Source organism: Melittangium boletus DSM 14713, assembly GCF_002305855.1.
Lineage (GTDB): Bacteria > Myxococcota > Myxococcia > Myxococcales > Myxococcaceae > Cystobacter > Cystobacter boletus.
Genome location: NZ_CP022163.1, coordinates 9,334,100 through 9,351,027, shown reverse-complemented (window position 1 = coordinate 9,351,027; position 16,928 = coordinate 9,334,100). Strand labels below are relative to the sequence as shown.

Annotated in this window: 16 protein-coding genes; 10 read left to right on the top strand and 6 right to left on the bottom strand. The window is 70.2% G+C overall.

Annotated elements, in window-relative coordinates; all coding sequences use genetic code 11:
* Window positions 1-16: 16 nt before the first annotated feature.
* From MEBOL_RS38525 to MEBOL_RS38510, 4 genes are all read right to left on the bottom strand, one after another.
* Window positions 17-1,774, bottom strand: coding sequence for a GMC oxidoreductase (locus MEBOL_RS38525; protein WP_095982077.1), 1,758 nt, complete (start codon window positions 1,772-1,774; stop codon window positions 17-19).
* Complete coding sequence (locus MEBOL_RS38520) at window positions 1,771-2,424, bottom strand: hypothetical protein (RefSeq protein ID WP_179956356.1); 654 nt, start codon at window positions 2,422-2,424, stop codon at window positions 1,771-1,773. The genes MEBOL_RS38525 and MEBOL_RS38520 overlap by 4 nt, the downstream gene beginning before the upstream one ends.
* Window positions 2,425-2,436: 12 nt before the next feature.
* Window positions 2,437-3,489: an alpha/beta hydrolase family protein gene (locus MEBOL_RS38515; RefSeq protein WP_095982076.1), complete on the bottom strand. Its 1,053-nt coding sequence runs from the start codon at window positions 3,487-3,489 to the stop codon at window positions 2,437-2,439.
* Window positions 3,490-3,677: 188 nt separating this feature from the next.
* Window positions 3,678-4,724 (bottom strand): FAD:protein FMN transferase, encoded by a 1,047-nt coding sequence (locus MEBOL_RS38510; protein WP_245919247.1) that lies wholly within the window; start codon window positions 4,722-4,724, stop codon window positions 3,678-3,680.
* 87 nt (window positions 4,725-4,811) lie between these two features.
* On the opposite strand from MEBOL_RS38510, the gene MEBOL_RS38505 reads away from it, so the two are divergent.
* Complete coding sequence (locus MEBOL_RS38505; protein ID WP_095982075.1) at window positions 4,812-6,326, top strand: hypothetical protein; 1,515 nt, start codon at window positions 4,812-4,814, stop codon at window positions 6,324-6,326.
* Window positions 6,327-6,328: 2 nt separating this feature from the next.
* On the opposite strand, the gene MEBOL_RS43895 is transcribed toward MEBOL_RS38505, so the two are convergent.
* Window positions 6,329-7,723 carry an LGFP repeat-containing protein gene (locus MEBOL_RS43895; protein ID WP_218920855.1) on the bottom strand — a complete coding sequence of 465 codons (1,395 nt, stop codon included), beginning with the start codon at window positions 7,721-7,723 and terminating at the stop codon, window positions 6,329-6,331.
* A 167-nt stretch (window positions 7,724-7,890) separates the two neighbouring features.
* On the opposite strand from MEBOL_RS43895, the gene MEBOL_RS38495 reads away from it, so the two are divergent.
* Genes MEBOL_RS38495 through MEBOL_RS38455 form a run of 9 tightly spaced genes read left to right on the top strand, consistent with a single transcriptional unit; the run spans window position 7,891 to window position 16,315 of the window.
* Window positions 7,891-9,405, top strand: coding sequence for a hypothetical protein (locus tag MEBOL_RS38495; protein ID WP_170115679.1), 1,515 nt, complete (start codon window positions 7,891-7,893; stop codon window positions 9,403-9,405).
* On the top strand, window positions 9,405-10,121 hold the full coding sequence (locus MEBOL_RS38490) for a cupredoxin domain-containing protein (RefSeq protein ID WP_095982073.1): 717 nt from the start codon (window positions 9,405-9,407) through the stop codon (window positions 10,119-10,121). The genes MEBOL_RS38495 and MEBOL_RS38490 overlap by 1 nt, the downstream gene beginning before the upstream one ends.
* A 53-nt stretch (window positions 10,122-10,174) precedes the next feature.
* Window positions 10,175-11,524, top strand: a complete 1,350-nt coding sequence (locus MEBOL_RS38485; protein ID WP_170115678.1) for a hypothetical protein — start codon at window positions 10,175-10,177, stop codon at window positions 11,522-11,524.
* Between the two features lie 14 nt (window positions 11,525-11,538).
* A complete protein-coding gene (locus MEBOL_RS38480; protein ID WP_095982071.1) occupies window positions 11,539-12,066 on the top strand; it encodes a hypothetical protein in 528 nt (175 codons plus the stop codon).
* Between the two features lie 23 nt (window positions 12,067-12,089).
* Window positions 12,090-12,653: an FMN-binding protein gene (locus MEBOL_RS38475; protein ID WP_095982070.1), complete on the top strand. Its 564-nt coding sequence runs from the start codon at window positions 12,090-12,092 to the stop codon at window positions 12,651-12,653.
* Between the two features lie 7 nt (window positions 12,654-12,660).
* Window positions 12,661-13,245: a hypothetical protein gene (locus MEBOL_RS38470; RefSeq protein ID WP_095982069.1), complete on the top strand. Its 585-nt coding sequence runs from the start codon at window positions 12,661-12,663 to the stop codon at window positions 13,243-13,245.
* Complete coding sequence (locus tag MEBOL_RS38465; protein WP_157823921.1) at window positions 13,242-13,940, top strand: glycosyltransferase family 2 protein; 699 nt, start codon at window positions 13,242-13,244, stop codon at window positions 13,938-13,940. Before MEBOL_RS38470 ends, MEBOL_RS38465 begins: the two co-directional genes overlap by 4 nt.
* Window positions 13,937-15,295, top strand: coding sequence for a protoporphyrinogen/coproporphyrinogen oxidase (locus MEBOL_RS38460; protein ID WP_157823920.1), 1,359 nt, complete (start codon window positions 13,937-13,939; stop codon window positions 15,293-15,295). Before MEBOL_RS38465 ends, MEBOL_RS38460 begins: the two co-directional genes overlap by 4 nt.
* Before the next feature lie 57 nt (window positions 15,296-15,352).
* Complete coding sequence (locus tag MEBOL_RS38455) at window positions 15,353-16,315, top strand: SDR family NAD(P)-dependent oxidoreductase (RefSeq protein WP_095982066.1); 963 nt, start codon at window positions 15,353-15,355, stop codon at window positions 16,313-16,315.
* 15 nt (window positions 16,316-16,330) lie between these two features.
* Here the strand turns inward: MEBOL_RS38455 and grxC are convergent, their stop codons facing one another.
* Window positions 16,331-16,612, bottom strand: a complete 282-nt coding sequence (gene grxC, locus MEBOL_RS38450; protein ID WP_095982065.1) for a glutaredoxin 3 — start codon at window positions 16,610-16,612, stop codon at window positions 16,331-16,333.
* Between the last annotated feature and the right edge of the window lie 316 nt (window positions 16,613-16,928).

Below are 16,928 nucleotides of genomic sequence, written 5' to 3'. Positions count from 1 at the left end.
AGAGGCGCCTCGCCCGTCAGTGCAGGGCCATGGACTCCTCGGGCACGGGGGCGCGGGAGCGGGGGGGGCGGCGCGAGTGCTCGATGAGGTGATCGGCGAAACGATCGGCCAGGGCCGCGATGGTGAGGCTCGGGTTGACGCCCGTGGGGCCCGGCAACACCGAACCATCCGCCACGTAGAGTCCGGGGTGGTTGAAGACCTCGCCATGGGAGTCCACCACGCCCTCGGCCACGGAGCGGCCCATGGGGCAGCCCCCGAGCGGATGCACGGTGATGATGCGGTTGAGGACGCCGAGCGGATACTGGATGAACTTCCCCTCGAGCACCTCGGCGACCCGGGCCATCTCTCCCTGGACGCGCCGGAAGTAGGACTCATCGCCTCGCATCTTCCAGTCGATCGCGAGCAGTCCGTCCTCGTTGAGGGACATGTGTCCGTTGGGCAGATCCCGGCCCATGGCGAGCAGCGGCATCGAACTGGAGGAGCCCACGCAGTCGCCGAGCGCGTTGGCGATCTCCGCGCTCACGTCGGTGTCCTTGCTCCAACCCAACCACCCCTGGGCGAGCCGAATCCCCAGCCGGGCGAAGCGGCGCAGGATGGCGAACTGGTTGAGCCCCTCGTGGAGCCAGTTGACGAACTCCGGATGGCCCGCGTCCTGGAGGTTGAATTCACGGTCCTCGCCCCCCGCGAGCGCGTCCCGGACATGGATGGTGCTGGTGATGACCGGTCCATGGCCGCCATCGAGCAGGCGGGGCTCGCGTCCCCGCTTGCCCTTCTGGACGCACTTGGAGAGGAAGGCCAGCATGTCGCCGTTTCCGTTGAACTGCGCGCCGAGCCGGGTGCTGAGCCCCGGCAGGGCTCCCTGGTTCTTGAACATCAGGAACGTGGTGCCGAACGTCCCCGCCGACAGCACGAGCTTGTCCGCCGAGATGACCTCGCACGGCTGGCGCGAGCGGGTCAGCGAGGGGCGCTCGCCCTCCTGGGCCCGGGAGTGGTCCACGTACTCGACGACATAGCCCTCGCCCTCATGCCGGAAGGAGCGCACGTCGCTGCGCACGCGAATCTCCGCTCCGGCGCGCTTGGCGGCCGACAGGTACGTGTAGTCGAGCGTGTTCTTGCTGCCGTAGTTGCAGCCGATGTCGCATTCGCCACAGAGCCGGCACGTCAGGCGGGTGCGCCCGTGCAGGTTCGGGTGGCGCTCGCGGATGGGCTCGCCGGGGACGGGGGGCTCTCCCGGGTTGCCGAACGTCACCGCGAGCGGCGGCAGTTCCCAGTCGTCCTGGCGTCCCAGGCGCTCGGCGGCGAGCTTCATCGCGATCGTCTTCGCGGTGTGCCGGTAGGGCTCCTGGTCGAAGGGATAGCGCTGGGCGCCGAGCATCTTCTCCACGGCGTCGTAGTGGGACTCGAGATCCTCGCGGGTGACGGGCCAGTACTCATAACCGCCGTCATGGGGATCCTCCCGGATGAAGGTCTTCTCGTCCTTGCGCAGCAGCACGTTGGCGTAGATGAGCGAGCCTCCTCCGAGCCCGCTCGACACCACGCCGGCGAGCCCGGAGAAGGACCAGATGTTGAAGAGACCATGCAGCCCCTCGCTGGGATCCCAGAAGTTGCGGCGCATGTCATAGGGGCTGCGCGGGAACGAGCCGGGGGGATAGGCCTTGCCTCGTTCCAGGAGGCAGACGCGCAGTCCCGCCTCGGCCAGACGCCAGGCCATCACCGAACCGCCAAAGCCAGACCCCACGATGATGACGTCGAAATGCTCTCGTCTTGGACTCATGCGGACACCCCGTTCGTTTCGGAGGCCTGGGCCCTGGGCGCATAGAGATCCCAGAGCGCGCCGAGGAAGAAGTGGCCAAAGCGCAGCCGCGCCTGGAGGCCGTCCCGCCCGGGGAGGGAGGAGCCCATGGACGCGATGAGCTTGAGCACGTCCCCGACCCCCAGCGAGAGGATGCCCGCGCCCACCACTGGACCGCGCTCGTCCTCGCCCTCGTGGAGCTGGCAATAGAGCCGGGTGGTGTCGTGCCACAGGTCCCATCCCCGATCGTCATGGATGGTCTTGGTGCCTGACAGGCACAACGCCCGGCCCTCGTTCACGAAGGGCAGGACATAGGTCATCAACCGGGTTCTCGGCGCATCCCCGGGCCGGAACAGGTTGAAGCGTCCCCGGTCCACGATCACGCCCTCGGCGAAGTGCGGATAGGAGACACGGGCCAGGAGCCGGGCGGTGTGCTCCGGCTCCTCGATGAAGGCCACCACGTCGTCCACGAGGATGGTGGCGTGGAAGGTGAAGGGCGTGCGCCGGCCCTCGGCGGCGCCCCGCTTGGGATCGGTGACTCCAAACGTCAGTCCGCCCGACATGGTCTCGCGGAAGAAGACGTCGGGAGCGGAGTCATGTATTTCCTTACGTTCGTCCAAGATCGACAGCATGGGGGCGTGCTCCTAGACGGGCCGGTTCAGCTCGGCCTGGATGATGGGGAAGACATCCCAGGGGGCGTTCTTGCCCATGAAGATGTCGAGGTGGCCGTACTCCGGTAACACGTGAAGCGAGTGGTAGCCCTTGCGGTACCGGGACAAGGCCTCGTAGGTCCGCCGCTGGCTCTCGAACAGGAAGCAATGGTTCTTCCGGCCCGCCATGAAGACGAAACGGGCATCCGTCTGGGGACGGCGGGTGACCACGTCCGAAGGCAATTCCCGATAGCCTTCGACGGGCACCAGGTAGCCCGCGCGCAGGCTCTTGACCATCTGCGCGAAGAAGGTGAGGGGCACCTTGGCGAACTCGTACTTCAACCACTCGTGGGTGGCCGGGTTGAGGTGCTCGTGACTCCAGAGCGTGGGATGGCCCACGCCATAGATGTCACTCACCATCCTGCACACGGTGTTGTCGCACTCGCGATGGGTGGCCCGCACCTTCAGGGTGAGGAGCCAGGGCAGCAGGCCCTCGGGTCCGAGACCCCACTGGGGATCCAGATAGGACGTCCACCGCGAGAGCTTGGGAATGTAGTGGCGGAGTTTGAGCCTCGTGGCGAGCGACATCACGGGGTGCAGGGAGACGGCGTTGCTGATGATCAGCTTCACCCGGGGAATGAGCCCGGCGACCGCCGAGAGGACGAAGCTCGAGGCGCCCTGGCAATGGACGATGGCCTTGATGTCCTTCCAGCCCGTCTTCCGGGCGATCACCTCGATGGCCTTGGGATGGTCATGGACGGCCGCCTGGTCGAGCGTCCACTCGCTGGGCTCGAGATCAATGCTCGCCCGCCAGTTCTCCATCCAGACGTCATAGCCATCGGCGACGAGCGTATCGACGATCGTCCGTGGAATGGGCGCACGGAAGATGTTGGCGCGGACTCCAGCGCCATGGACAAGCACGATGGGGCCCTTGACGGGAGACCTGGCGCCTCGGACTCGAATGAGGTTCAGCGGTCTGCCGTCCCCCGCCTTGAAATCGATCCGCTCCTCGCGGGGACGGGAGTAGGTTGCGGAACTGGTTCGCATGACGGTTTGCTCTCCCAAGGGTGATGAGTGGTGACGCGCGCGCTCATTGACGACACACAGGCACGCGGCCTGCCTCCCTGCCAGCCTCTTGGAGGCAAGGGGCTTCCCATCGGGTGGAGGGCAACCGTGAAGGATGTGATGGAGGGGCGCGAGCCGCCAGAGCGCCAACCGGTCGCGTTCACGCTCCTCTATCGTGGAGGCTGGGGTGGGGCGCCTGTTCGCCTCAGCTTCTTGTCGAGGGAGGGCGAGGCCAGGAGTTGTCCGTCCGCGGTCACCAGGACCGCCGCGGCCCCATGCTTCTCCGCGAGCGCCAATCCTTCCCGTCCCCCCCGGATGAACACGGCCTTGGTCAGCACCTCCGCGTCCACGGCGCTCGGCGCGAGGAGGGTGGCCGAGCGCGAGGCCGTCGCCGGGTAGCACGTGCGCGGATCGATGATGTGGTGGTAGCGCTTGCCGTCCAGCAGGAAGAAGTTCTCGTAGTCGCCGCTCGTGGAAAACGCCGCGTTGGAGACCTCCAGCACCGCGAGGACGCTGTCCGGCTCACCCCGAGGGTCGCGGATGCCCACCTTCCACGGCCGGCCCGCCTTGCTTCCCGCCGCGTAGAAGTCGCCTCCCGCCTGGACGAAGAAGTGCTTGAAGCCCAGGGCGCGAAGTTTCTCCACCGCCCGGTCCACCGCCCAGCCCTTCGCCAGTCCGCCCAGCCCGAGCTGCATTCCCGCGCGCTTGAGCCGCACCCCACACCCGGCGGCGCCTGCCTTGGGCGCCGGAGCGAATTCCACGTCCCGAGAGGAGATGAGCGCGCAGCGCTGCTTCAGCTCGTCCGGGTCGGGCAGGGTCGGGGACAGGTCCGTTCCGAAGCGCCACAGTCCCCGCAGCGCCGCCCAGGTGGGGTCGAACAGTCCCTCCGTCTGTTTCGCGCCCAGCACCCCCCGCCGCAAGGCCGCGCACAGGTCCTCGGGCACGGTGACGAACGCGCCATCCCCGGCCTGGCGGTTCACCGCCGAGAGCGCGCTGTCCGGCCGCCACTCGTTCATCACCTCGTTGACGCGCGAGAAGGCCGAGAAGGCCGCGGCGAAGCCCTCGCGCGCCTCGCCGCGAGTACCCCCCACCAGGGTCACCGTCACATACGTCCCCATCATCGGACGCGTCTCGGTGCGCACGGGGGGGGAGGAAGAGGGGGAGACGGTCAGGACCACCAGCAGGGCGCTCAGCAGCATGGTTGCGCCGTGTCCCATGCCCTCCAAGGGCATGCAATCGCACCGAGCTTCGAGCGTATGCTGCCGAGGTCGGTTCGGGTGTCACCTCCCAAGGAGTCATTGTTCATGAAGAAGCTGCTGGTGTTCGTCGTGCTGCTGGCCGTGGGCGCCGGGGCCGCGTATCACTTCGGCTACCTGGATCGCCTGGGGCTGGGAGGGCTTCGTGTACGGCTCATCCCCAAGGATCCGGCGCTGCTCGCCTACTTCGGGCCGGACACCCGCGAGCTGCTGCTCGTGAACTCGACCGAGCTGAACGTCCCCCTGTCGAAGGAGGCCCAGGAGAAGTTCGAGCGGGAGGTGAAGGACTTCCACGCGAAGACCGGCGTCGACACGGCCAAGGACGTGGATGCGTTCGCCGCGGCCATGGGGTTCGGCGTCGCCCGGGGGCGCTTCGATTGGGGCCGGCTCTCCGCCTACCTCCAGTCCGAGGGCTACACCCTCACGGAGCTGGAAGGCGCGCCCGCGGCGGTGAAGCCCCGGGCGGCGGACGTGGCGCTCGATGGGCACTACCTGCTGGTCGGTCCCCAGGGCGTGCTGGAGGAGGCGATCTCGCGCAAGCGTCGGGGCGAGGGCCTCGGGAAGGACAGCCCCCTCGTGAAGGCCGTGGACGAGGTGGGTTGGAAGCACGGCATGGTGGGCGGCGTGGTGTCGGGCTCGCGGCTCTCGGACTTCATGGGGGGCGTGGACAAGCAGGTGCTGTCCCTGCTGGGCGCGCTCGACCTGACCGCGGAGGGCCTCGAATTGCAAGGCACCGCCGTCACCGGCGGCAAGCGGCAGGGCGAGGCGCTGCGCGCGATGCTGGAGGGACTGCGCATGACGGCCCTGCTGGGCTCGAGCCTGGACTCGAGCGGCGAGTCGCGCGCGCTGCGTGAGAGCCTCGAGAAGGCCACGTTGGAGACGGATGAGCAGGGCCGGGTGCGCGGCACCATCCGCTTCCCCTTCGCGCTGGTGGACGCGGCGTCCTTGAACTACTCCCGGGCCAGTCTCGCGGATCAGCTCCAGGGCCTGAGCACGTCCTCCGAGGACGAGGCGCCCAGCCGCTCCGGACAGCCGCCCGCGGCTTCGCGCCCGCCCGCGCCCGTCACCGTGGACTGGAAGCCTCCCGTGCTCGGGCTCGTCCTGCTGGTGATCGCGCTGGTGACGATGGGCGCCAGGACGCGCCCGGGCATGTTCAACGTCCTGTTCCACCCGCTCTTCCTGCTGCCCTTCCTCGTCGCGACGATGGGCGTGTTCGTGTTCCGGTGGACGGGCCACGCGGGCGGCGCGTTCGACGTGCTCGCCCTGCCACTGCCCGAGTGGCACCGCTTCGTCGCCTTCCCCGAGGCCCGGACCGTGGCGCTGAGCGCCGCGGTGCCCCTGGTGTTCGCCATCCTCTCCGTTCCGGCGTCGTGGCTGAGGCGGTTCGCGGCGGGGCTGGGCGTGGGTTTCAGCGCCTACCTCGCGGTGCGGGCGCTCGCGAGTCCCCCCCTGCCGCTGATTCCTCCGGCCTATACGCTGTACTGGTACGTGGGCAACGCCCTGGCCGCGCTGCTGCTGGCGCGGCTCACGATTCCGCCGCGCCAGGGGAAACAGGGGAAATAGGACTACTTCATCCGGACGGAGACGGCCCCGGTGGCGGCGTTGAAGGTGAGGAAGCCCTTCTGGAACTCGCTCTCACGGCCTTCGCTCACGGCGTACTCGTCCGACACGGGGTAGCCCAGGGAGCCGCGCTCCCAGCCCAGGGACTCCCACTTCTCGCGGATGCGCCCGTGCACCTCGTGCGCGCCCGTGGCGGGCGTCCAGTAGATGCTGCCGAGCGTGGTGCCCTTCTTGAAGTGGTTGTAGCGGCCCACGCCGTCGGGCGTCGTCATCTCGTTCGTGGTGGGGTAGCCCAGCACGCTCGTCTCCCAGCCCAGGGACTCCCACTTCGCGCGGATGAGGCCGTGCACCTCCCAGGCGCCCGTCTCGGGGGTCCAGTAGATGCTGCCGAGCGTGGTGCCCTTCTTGAAGTGGTTGAAGCGGCCCACGCCATCCGGGGTCGGCTTCTCGCCCGTGATGGGGTAGCCCAGCGCGCTCGTCTCCCAGCCCAGGGACTCCCAGCGGGCGCGGATGAGGCCGTGCACCTCCCAGGCGCCCGTCTCGGGCGTCCAATAGATGCTGCCATTCTGGAAGTGGTTGAAGCGGCCCACGCCGTCGGGCGTCGGCAGCTCGTTCGTCGTGCACGGCCCGAGCACGCCCCCGGCTCCGCCTATCTGGTTGTAGCGCGTCAGGATGTCTCCTCCGACCACGCAGGGTCCCCCCCAGTTGCGGCTGTCGCGGAACTCCCGGTAGAGCAGCGCCACCAGCGAGGAGCCGCCCCAGCGGGAGGTGCCACACTGCGACGCGTAGGCGCCCACCCACGGCGTGTAGGTGTAGAGGGCGGCGGTGGCGTTGTTGGCGGGCCGCACCGTGCAGGGATCCAGCGTGTTCTTGCTCACGCCCGCCTTCCAGCCGGAGACCGTGGTGCGTCCCGCCTCCAGGTCGCGCAGGTAGTTGCGGAACACCTTCGCCGAGCACTCCACCTGCTTGCCGAAGCCGGTGTAGGCCGCGTCACAGCCGCTCCCATCCGGGCAGCCGCAGCCGGTGGCCTTGGCCAGGTTGGTCGATTTGCCGCTGCGGATGAGCCCCGACTCCGTCTCGATGCGCGCCAGGATGTACACCGGGTTGATGGTGTAGGCCGTGGCGCGCTCCACGATGAGGGTGGCGGCCGTCTTGTTGCCAAACGCCGGATCCCGGTAGCCCGCGAGGAAGGAACCCTTGGACACCAGGAAGCTCTGGACCTGATCCGGCGTCACCGTCTGGTAGCCGGCGATGTCCGTGTTGGACATGAGGTTGTGCATGTCCAGGGACCCCAGGGCGGAGTCCATGGCGATCACTTCCGGGCTGCGCGGATCCTCCGGGAACTCCTGTTCCTCGGGGCCTCCACAGGCGGTGGACAGCAGGGTCGCGCACAACGTCACGGCGAGGCTTCTGAGCGTTGCTCTCACATTCATTCGGGGCATGGCTCCGGGGTGGCGGGGGGGAAGGTGCGATTGGATTTACAGCTAATTCCAGTATTGCAGATCCCGCCGTCCCTGGCTTGACCGTCCGCGTGGGGGCGTAGTACGCCCGGCGTCTTTTGTTGAGAATGAGTTTCAAAGTCACACCGCCCGTGCCGATGCCGCTCCGGACCTTCGCGGGGGTGCTGGCGGTGCTGGTGGGCGCGGGGGTGGGGGCGCGAGTGCTCGCGCTGCCCCGGCTGTTGCCGGATCTGGACGCGGTGAACTTCGCGCGCTCGCTGAGGGGCTTCGAGCTGGCGGCGCAGGCGCCGCACTTCCCGGGCTATCCCGTGTACGTGGCGCTGGCCCGAGGGGCCTCGGCCGCCGGCGCCTCCGAGGTGAGCGCCCTGGCCGTGCCCGGACTCGTCCTCGGGGCGCTGGCGCTGGGCGTGCTTGGCTTCGCGCTGAGGCCGAGGCTCGGGGCGGTGGGGGCGCTGGTGGCCGTGGCGCTCGGGGCGCTGCTGCCCCTGCCCGTGCTCCTGGGCGCGACGCCGGCCTCGGACGGGACGGGGCTCGCGCTGCTGGTGCTCGCGGCCTGTGCGGTGGGGAGCTCGGGCCACTCGAGGCGCCACGCGGTGCTGGCGGGCGCGCTGGTGGGGCTGGCGATCGGCGCCCGGCCCTCGTTCCTCCCGGCGTTGCTGGGGCTGGCGGTGGGCGTGCCCCGGGGGCGGAGAGGCGCGGCGCTGGAAGGCCTCGCCGGGGGAGTCCTGGTCTGGCTCGTTCCCCTGGTGATCCTCACGGGGCCGGAGACGCTGGTGCGCATCGGCTCGGGTTTCCTGCGCGGCCACGCGGGCGAGTGGGGCGGCACCGTGGCGGTGCGTCCGGAACTGGGATGGCGCCTGGAGCGCTTCGGGTTCGATGTCGTGGCGGCGGGCCTCGGGCTGCCCTGGCCCGGGAGTGACGGGGAGCCCGGAGCCCTGCTGGCCGCGCGGTTCCTGTTCGCCCTGGCGCTCGCGGGCGCGCTGGGGGCCCTGGTCCTCGCCGCGGGGCGCCGCGCCCTCGCTCCGTCCGAGCGGGACGTGGCGGGGCTCGCGCTGGCGATGGGCGTGCCCTACGGCGCGTGGATGTTCCTCGGGCAGAACCTGCTCAAGGCCCGCCATGCCCTGCCGCTCGTCTTCTGTCTGGGATTGCTCGTGGCGGTGGGGGGGGCGGTGCTCGCGCGGAGCTGGCCCCCGCGCGCCGCGCCCCTGGCCGGAGCGCTGGCCGTGCTCTGCGCGGCCGTCATGCTCCCGGAGGCCTGGGCGCAGGGCCGCGAGCCCTCGCCCGCGGCGCGCCTGGTGGCGCACGTGGCCGCCACGCTGCCGCCCTCGGGCACACTGCTCTTCACCGGGGAGGAGGCCCGGCTCTTCGAGCACTACGTGCCGCACTACCGGGCGGGCCGTCCGGCCACGGGTGAGCAACTGCGCCGCGAGGTGACGCGCGTGGCCGCCGCGGGCGCGCGCGTCTATGTCACCTCCAGCGCGCCGGGGGTCGAGGCGCTCGCGCCGTACCTGGAGCCCGTGGCGCGCTTCACCTGCGATCCCCGCGTGCGCTCGCACGCCCACGACATCGTCCTCTTCCACTACCGGCCGCCCTCCGGGGCCGCTCCGGACAAGGTCCTCTGATGCGCGTCCGTCCTCTTCTCTGCCTCGTGCTCGGTCTCGCGGCCTGCGAGGAAAAGCTCCCCGCCGACTTCCGGCCCATCCAGGACTCGGCGGAGGGGCCTCCCCGGGTCTCCGTGGCCCTCAACCGCATCACCGCGGGGCTCTACCGCTCCATCGCGCCCACGTGCATCGGACAGCGCTACGTGCTGCGCGCCAAGGACGCCACGGGGGCCCTGGTGCCCGCGAGCGAGCCGTTCGTGGCGGAAGGGGGCCTGGCCATGAGGCCCGGGCAGATCGTCGAGTTCCGCAACTACCAGCCCGACGTGCCGTCCAACGTCACCTCGTTGTCGGCGCCCTCACCGCTCTTCAGCCCCAACCTGGTGAGGCCCTACAACACGCGCACCGAGGGCAAGGAGACGTTCTCCTACTGGCGCTACGCCTTCCCGCAGCCGGGGGTGTACGAGTACTTCGACACGAACATGGGCACGCCGGGCCGCGCGGTGGTGGATTCCTATTACGGCACGGTCGTCTACGTGGGCGAGTCCAACGCGCCCAAGGCGGTGGTGTGCGTGGACGCCGCCGGGTGCTCGGCCACCACCGAATGCCTCACCGGCACCGCGCCCGAGGGCACCGTCTGCTGCGCGTGTCCGAGCGTGTGCTGCGAGACGGACCTGAATTGCGCCTCCGGCCAGACGTGCCTGCGCGGCCGGTGTGTCAGTCAGGAGTCGGGCGAATGAGCACGCGCGTGAAGTCTTCCTCCTCGTTTCGATGTGAACCCCCGAGCCGCTTCATGACGCCGCGCCGACTGTCCGCCCTGTTGTTGCCGTGGTTGTTCGCCGCCCCGCCGGCCCTGGCCCAGGACGAGGACGCGCCCCGGCAACCCCCGCCCGCCGCCCAGGAGGAAGGTCCGCGCCTGGAGCTGGAGGGACTGGAGGATCCCGCGGGTCCTGGCCCCGCCGCCGGGACGGACACGCCGGGCACGGGCCCCCAGGACGTGTTCATCGATCGGCTCCAGCCCACCAGCACGCTGTCCCAGCGCGCGGCGGCGATCCTGGATCGCACGACGCTGGGCGGCTACGCCGAGCACGACTTCCTCTGGGCGGATGGCAGCAGCACGTTCCGCAACCACCGCTACGTACTCTTCGTCTACAGCCATATCTCCGAGCGCATCTCCACGGCGACGGAGATCGAGTTCGAGTTCGCGGGCAGCCCGCTCAAGCGCGACGGCGTGTTGCAGGCGGGCGAGGTGCTGCTCGAGTTCTCCGTGGTGGATTTGAAGCTGACGGAGTGGATGACCTTCCGGGCGGGCGTCATCCTCGTGCCGGTGGGGGCGTACAACCTGCGGCATGACGCGCCAGCGCAGGAGCTGGCCGAGCGCCCCATCGCCTACACCACGGTGGTGCCCACCACGTGGTTCGAGTCCGGCGCGGGATTCCTCGGGGGCTTCGATCTGGGGCGCGACTGGCGCCTGTCCTACGAGGCCTATGCCATCAACGGCCTGGACGCGCGGATCCTCGATGACCAGGGTTTCCGGGCCGCGCGGGGCAGCCACCTGGAGGACAACAACAACGACAAGGCGCTGACGGCGCGGGTGTCCGTGTCGCCCTTCCTGGGGTTGGAGGCGGCGGTGTCCGGCTACACGGGCGAGTATGACCTCGAGGGCCGCCGGGCGAGCATGCTCAACGCGGACGTCTTCTGGCGGGTGGGCGCGTTGGACCTCACGGGCGAGGTGGTGCGCGCGTTCATCGATCCGGGCTTCGTCCAGGGCTTTCCCGAGGGCTCCCCGAGCAACACGCGCCAGCGCGTCCCCACGGGCATGTTCGGCTTCTACGCCCAGGCCAACTACCGCTTCCGCATCGAGCCCTTCTTCCGGTGGCTGCCGGACGAGTGGCATGACGGCCACTTCACGGCGTCGCTGCGCTACGAGGAGAAGGACACGGACACGGAGTTCGTCACCGTGGGCGACGTGGCGCGCCTGACGCTGGGGCTCAACTTCCGGCCCCTGCCGCCCTACGTGATCAAGACGAGCCTCTACTGGGAGAAGAGCGGCGGAGATGGTTTGAAGCCCCACCTGTGGACGGACGACTTCTGGAGCCAGGGACATCTGGCGGGCATCGCCAGCGTGGCCTACCTGTTCTGAGGAGAAGGGCTCCCATGCGCGTCTCCTCGTGGCTCATCCTCCTCGTGCTGCTCTCGCTCGCGTGCGTGGGCTCTCCCCGCCGGGCCGAGGGCGGCCCCTCGCGCGTGGTGGTGCTGGGGGCCTCGGAAGTGCCCAAGCCGGCGCCCCGAGGCCTCGTGGGCAACGTGTTCGGCGCGGAGGAGCCGCGCGACGTGGTGGCGCGCGAGGGCGCGGAAGCCCTGCGCGCGCGCGGCTACGAGGTGCTGTGGGTGGAGTCGATGGCGGGACCCGCGCCCACGGTGCCGCAGGCCTCGGCGCTGGCGCGCCGCTACCGGGCGGACGCGACGGTGGTGCTGGTGCTCACGCGCCTGGACCTGTCCGCGCTCCAGCCGCTCGGCCAGGTGGAGGTGGAGCTCGAATCCCTGATGGTGGGCCCCACGGGGCATGTCTGGGCGAGCCAGGAGCGGCGCGCGGCCACCACGGAGCGGCTCTACCGGGCCCGGACGGATTGGCGCGCGCACGTCCGTCAGGCCGTCATCCAATCGGTGCGGGAGTTGCCATGAACGGGGTGATAGGGAGAGGGCCCATGAAGCCCTTCGCGTTGGCGCTGATGGTGTGGCTGGGGGTGGGGGGGGCGTTGCCCGCGCGGGCGGCGGCCACCTATTTCACCACGCCGCAGGTCCTCAAGGCCTTCTTCCCCCAGAGCCAGCGCGTCACCTTCCGCAAGGTGAAGTTGACGCCGGCCCAGGTGACGGCCCTGCAGGGACGGCTCGGTTACAAGCCCGCGAAGCCCGAGTACGTCTTCTTCGTGGCCACCACGGGCGAGCACCTGGACGGCTATGCCCTCATCGACGAGGAGCTGGGCCAGCACGAGCAGATCACCTTCGCGGTGAAGTTGTCGCCCGAGGGCACCGTCGAGCGCCACGAGGTGATGGTGTACCGGGAGTCCTACGGCCAGGAGATCACCGACGCGCGCTTCCGCCGCCAGTTCCAGGGCAAGACGGTGAAGGATCCGGTGCGGGCGGGCACGGACATCGACGTGGTGACGGGCGCGACCATCTCCTCGCGTTCCATGGCGGTGGGCGTGCGCCGCGCCCTCATCCTCCTGGACGAGCTCGTCCTCAAGCCGAACGCGGCGGCCAAGGAGTAGCCGACTCGTGCGCCAGTTCGCCCGGCCCTTTCCCATCACCCGGCTCTCGCTCGAGGCCCGGGTCCTCTACACGGGCTTCCTGCTGTTCCTGGTGCTCGGCTTCGTCTCCTCGGCGTGGCTCTACGCGGACTCCTTCGGGGGCCTGTCGGGGCGGGGCTCGGCGGAGTACTACCGGGGGAGCACCGCGCCCACGCCCGCGCCTGTCGCGGCGGACGATGCGGGTGGCCCCGCGTTGGAACTGCCCGACGAGGGCCCGGCCCCCGAGCCCCTGCGGCTGGAGAAGCCCGCGCGGCAGGTGATGGAGACGTTCCACTTCCACCTGTTCACGGTGCCCGTGGTGCTGCTCATCGTGGGGCACCTGTTCATGCTCACGTCGCTGTCCGTGCGCCTGAAGGTGGGGGTCATCACCGAGGCGTCGGTGGCCACGTTCATCCACCTGCTGGCGCCGCTGCTGGTGCGCTTCGGGGGGGCGCACTGGGGCTGGCTCATGCCGGTGTCGGTGGTGGGCGCGGCGCTCGGGTGGTTGCCGATGCTGGTGTGGCCCCTGTGGGAGATGTGGCGGCCCGTGCCCGCGGGAGCGCCGGAGGGATGATCAGCGTCGTCATCCCCGCGCGCGACGAGGTGCGCAGCATCGAGGGCGTGGTGCGGCGGGTGAGGGCGGCGCTCGCGCACGAGGCCCACGAAATCCTCGTGGTGGACGATGGCTCGCGGGATGGAACGGGCGCGGTGGCGCGCGAGGCGGGCGCGCGCGTCCTGACGTCGAACGGCGGTGGGTACGGCGCGGCGATCAAGGCCGGAGCGCGCGAGGCCCGGGGCGAGTGGCTGGGGATCATCGACGCGGATGGGACGTACCCGGAGGCGGCGCTGCCTGGACTCCTGAATGCGGTGCGCGCGGGTGCCCGGCAGGCGATTGGCGCCCGGCCCCGTTCCGGTCCGGGGGAGTCCTTCGCGCGCTCGGCCGTGAAGGCGCTCTTCCGGTGCGCGGTGCGCTGGGGGGGCGGCTTCGAGGCGCCGGACCTGAACTCGGGCCTCCGGGTGTTGCGCACGGCGGATCTGCTCTCGCTCGCGCCCCTGCTGCCGGATCGCTTCTCGCTCACCACGACGTTGACGCTGGCGCTGGCGGCGGCGGGAGATCCCATCGTCTTCCAGCCCATCGACTACCACGCACGCCAGGGACGCTCGAAGTGGAGGCCCGTGCGGGACACGTGGCGCATGGGCCGCACGGTGGCGCGGGGCATCGGCTGGCTGCGCGCGGGCCGCGCCCCGGAGCCGCGAGGCACGGGGTGAGCGCGCCCGTGGTGGTCATCGGCGCGGGGCCCTCGGGGTTGTCCGCGGCGCATGCGCTCGCGCGGGCGGGACAGCGCGTGGTGGTGCTCGAGGCGGCGGAGCGGGTGGGCGGCCTCGCGGGCTCGTTCGACTTCGCGGGCTTCCGCGTGGACTACGGCCCGCACCGGTTGCACCAGGCGGCGGGGCCGGAGGTGCTGGCGTTGTACCAGCGGGCGCTCGGCGGCGCGTTGCGCGTGCGCGCGCGCAGGGGCCTCTTGCACGTGGGGGAGCGGCGGCTGCCCTATCCGCTGTCGTTGCTCGGCATCGCGCGGGGGTTGGGGCTCACCGAGGTGGCGCGGCATGGCGTGTCGGCGGTGCTGGCGCGGCTGCGGCCTCCGGAGGGAAGCCACTTCGGGGCGGAGGCCGCGCGGCGGTTGGGACGGCACGCGGCACGGGTGCTGTACGAGCCCGCGGCGCGCAAGGTCTGGGGCCTGCCTCCCGAGGCCCTGGACGCGGCGCTCGGCCAGGCGCGGGTACAGAAGGGAGGCCCGTGGGACGTGCTGCGCGCGGCGCTCGGCCGGGGAGGCGCGTCCGCGGGGCGGCGCTACTTCTACCCGGAGGGGGGCTTTGGCGCGCTCGCCGAGGGCCTGGCGGAGCGCGTCCGGGAGGCCGGCGGCGAGGTGCGCCTCGGGTCGGCGGCCGAGGGCCTGGTGCTGGAGCGGGGACGGGTGAGGGCCGTGGTGGCGCGAGGGCTGGAAATTCCGGCGCGGGCCGTGGTGGCGACGGTCTCCCTGCCGCTGTTGTGTGGCTGGACTGGACGGCCCGAGGCCGCCGAGGGGTTGGACTACCGGGCCCTGACACTGCTGTACCTGCTGCTCGCCACGGAGCGGGGAAGCGCACGGGACGTGCATTACTTCGCGGATGAACGTCTTCCGGCCAATCGGCTCTTCGAGCCCCGCAACTTCTCGGGCACGGGGCCGGCGGGGCGCACGGTGGTGGGCTTCGATCTGCCGTGCGCGGTGGGGGATTCGATCTGGTGCGCGTCCCCCGAGGCGTTGACACGTCAGGTGCGTCCGGCGCTGGAGCGCACGGGGCTCGCGGGGGTGGAGATCCTGGACAGCCGGGTGCACCGCATGGCGGCGGCCTATCCTTTATATCGCCGGGGCTTCGCGGTGGCCCGGGAGCGGGCCCTGGAGGCCCTGAGCGGGGTGGAAGGCCTCTACCCCGTGGGTCGAAGTGCGCTGTTCGTCCACGACAACGTCCATCATGCCTGCGCGGCGGGGCTGGCGGTGGGCGGCGCGTTGACAAGAGGGGCGAATTCCCGGGATTGGCGCGAGCGGCAGAAAGCGTTCCTCGATCCGAGAATCGAGGACTGACTCGGTGGTATGTCCTCGGGTCTCTGGAGGGGGGCCGGGGTCGCAAGGGAGCAGGACATGAAGGTGCTCGTCACGGGAGCCGCGGGCTTTATCGGATACCACGTTTGTGAGCGGCTGCTCGCGCGCGGGGACACCGTCATCGGCGTGGACAACCTGGACACGTCGGGGGACGTGACCTTGAAGGCCACACGGCTGTCCCGGCTTCGGGCGGCCCCCCACTTCGGTTTCCACCGGATGGACATCCGCGACGCGAAGGCCTGCCGGGAGCTGTTCGACGGGGCGCGGCCGGAGCGGGTGGTGCACCTGGCGGCGAGGGTGGGGGTGCGGACGCTGGACTCCGAGTCACCCGAATACGCGGAGACGAACGTCACGGGGTTCCTCCAGGTGCTGGAGCTGTGCCGCCGCTCACGGGTGGAGCACCTGGTGTTCGCCTCGTCCAGCTCGGTGTACGGCGCGGGCTCGGACATGCCCTTCTCGGAGGACTCGGCGGCGGATCGGCCCCTGAGCCTCTACGCGGCCACCAAGCGCGCCAACGAGATGATGGCGCACGCCTACAGCCACCAGTACGCCATGCCCATCACGGGACTGCGGCTGTTCTCCGTGTATGGCCCCTGGGGCCGGCCGGACATGGCCCCCATGATGTTCCTGCGCGCGATGTTGGAGGGCCGCTCGCTGGAACTGCATGGCGAGGGCAAGGCCCAGCGGGACTTCACCTACATCGACGACGTGGTGGAGGCGCTGGTGCGGGTGCTGGACGCGGCCCCCACGGGCCTGCCGCTCTATCGCGTGCTGAACGTGGGCCGGGGCACGCCGGTGTCGATGTCACGGCTGGTGGATCTGCTCGAGGAGCACTTGGGCACCACGGCCTGGGTGGAGATGCGGTCCTCGCGCTCCGAGGAGATGGACGCCACGTGCGCGGACGTGACGGCGCTGGAGCGCGAGACGGGCTTTCGTCCCTCGGTGACGCTGGAGCAGGGACTCGCCCGGCTCGTGGCCTGGTACCGCGGACGCGAGGGCTGATCGCCCCGGACAGGCTCAGGAGGGACTGGGCGCCGGCTCCTGGCCGCCCAGCAGGGCGGTCAGATCGCCCCGTTGCTGGAGCCGGGTGAGTTCGGAGAACCCGCCAATGTGGTGCCCGGCGATGAAGATCTGCGGTACGGAGATGCCCCCATTGGAGCGCTCCATCATCTCGAGGAGTCGGCGCTTGTCATACGTCACGTCGATGTCCTCGTAGTGGATACCCATCTGGTTAAGGAGTGCCTTGGCGCCACGGGAGTAAGGACAATCCTTCTTCGTGTAGAGCGTCACCAGACTCATGGAGGGTGCCTCCTCTCGCACCTCGTCCCAAGCTAGGCACTGCGCGAGAACGCGCACGACGGCTCGCCTGCTCATCAGACAGACATGCTGACGACCTGGGCAAAGCAAACGCTTCCGTACGCTGAGTGAATCCACCGCCACATATACATGTATCGATATATCGATTTAGCGTGGATTCAGCCACGAAAGTCGGGTTTTCCGGGGTGTCGCGGCGTCAGTTCTGGCGGTTCGTCCAATATAACGGAGGCCCGCGGCCCTCGGGAGTACCCCCTCGGTGGACTCTTTTGTTCGGGGTAGACAGGTCTTTCGGCTCCTA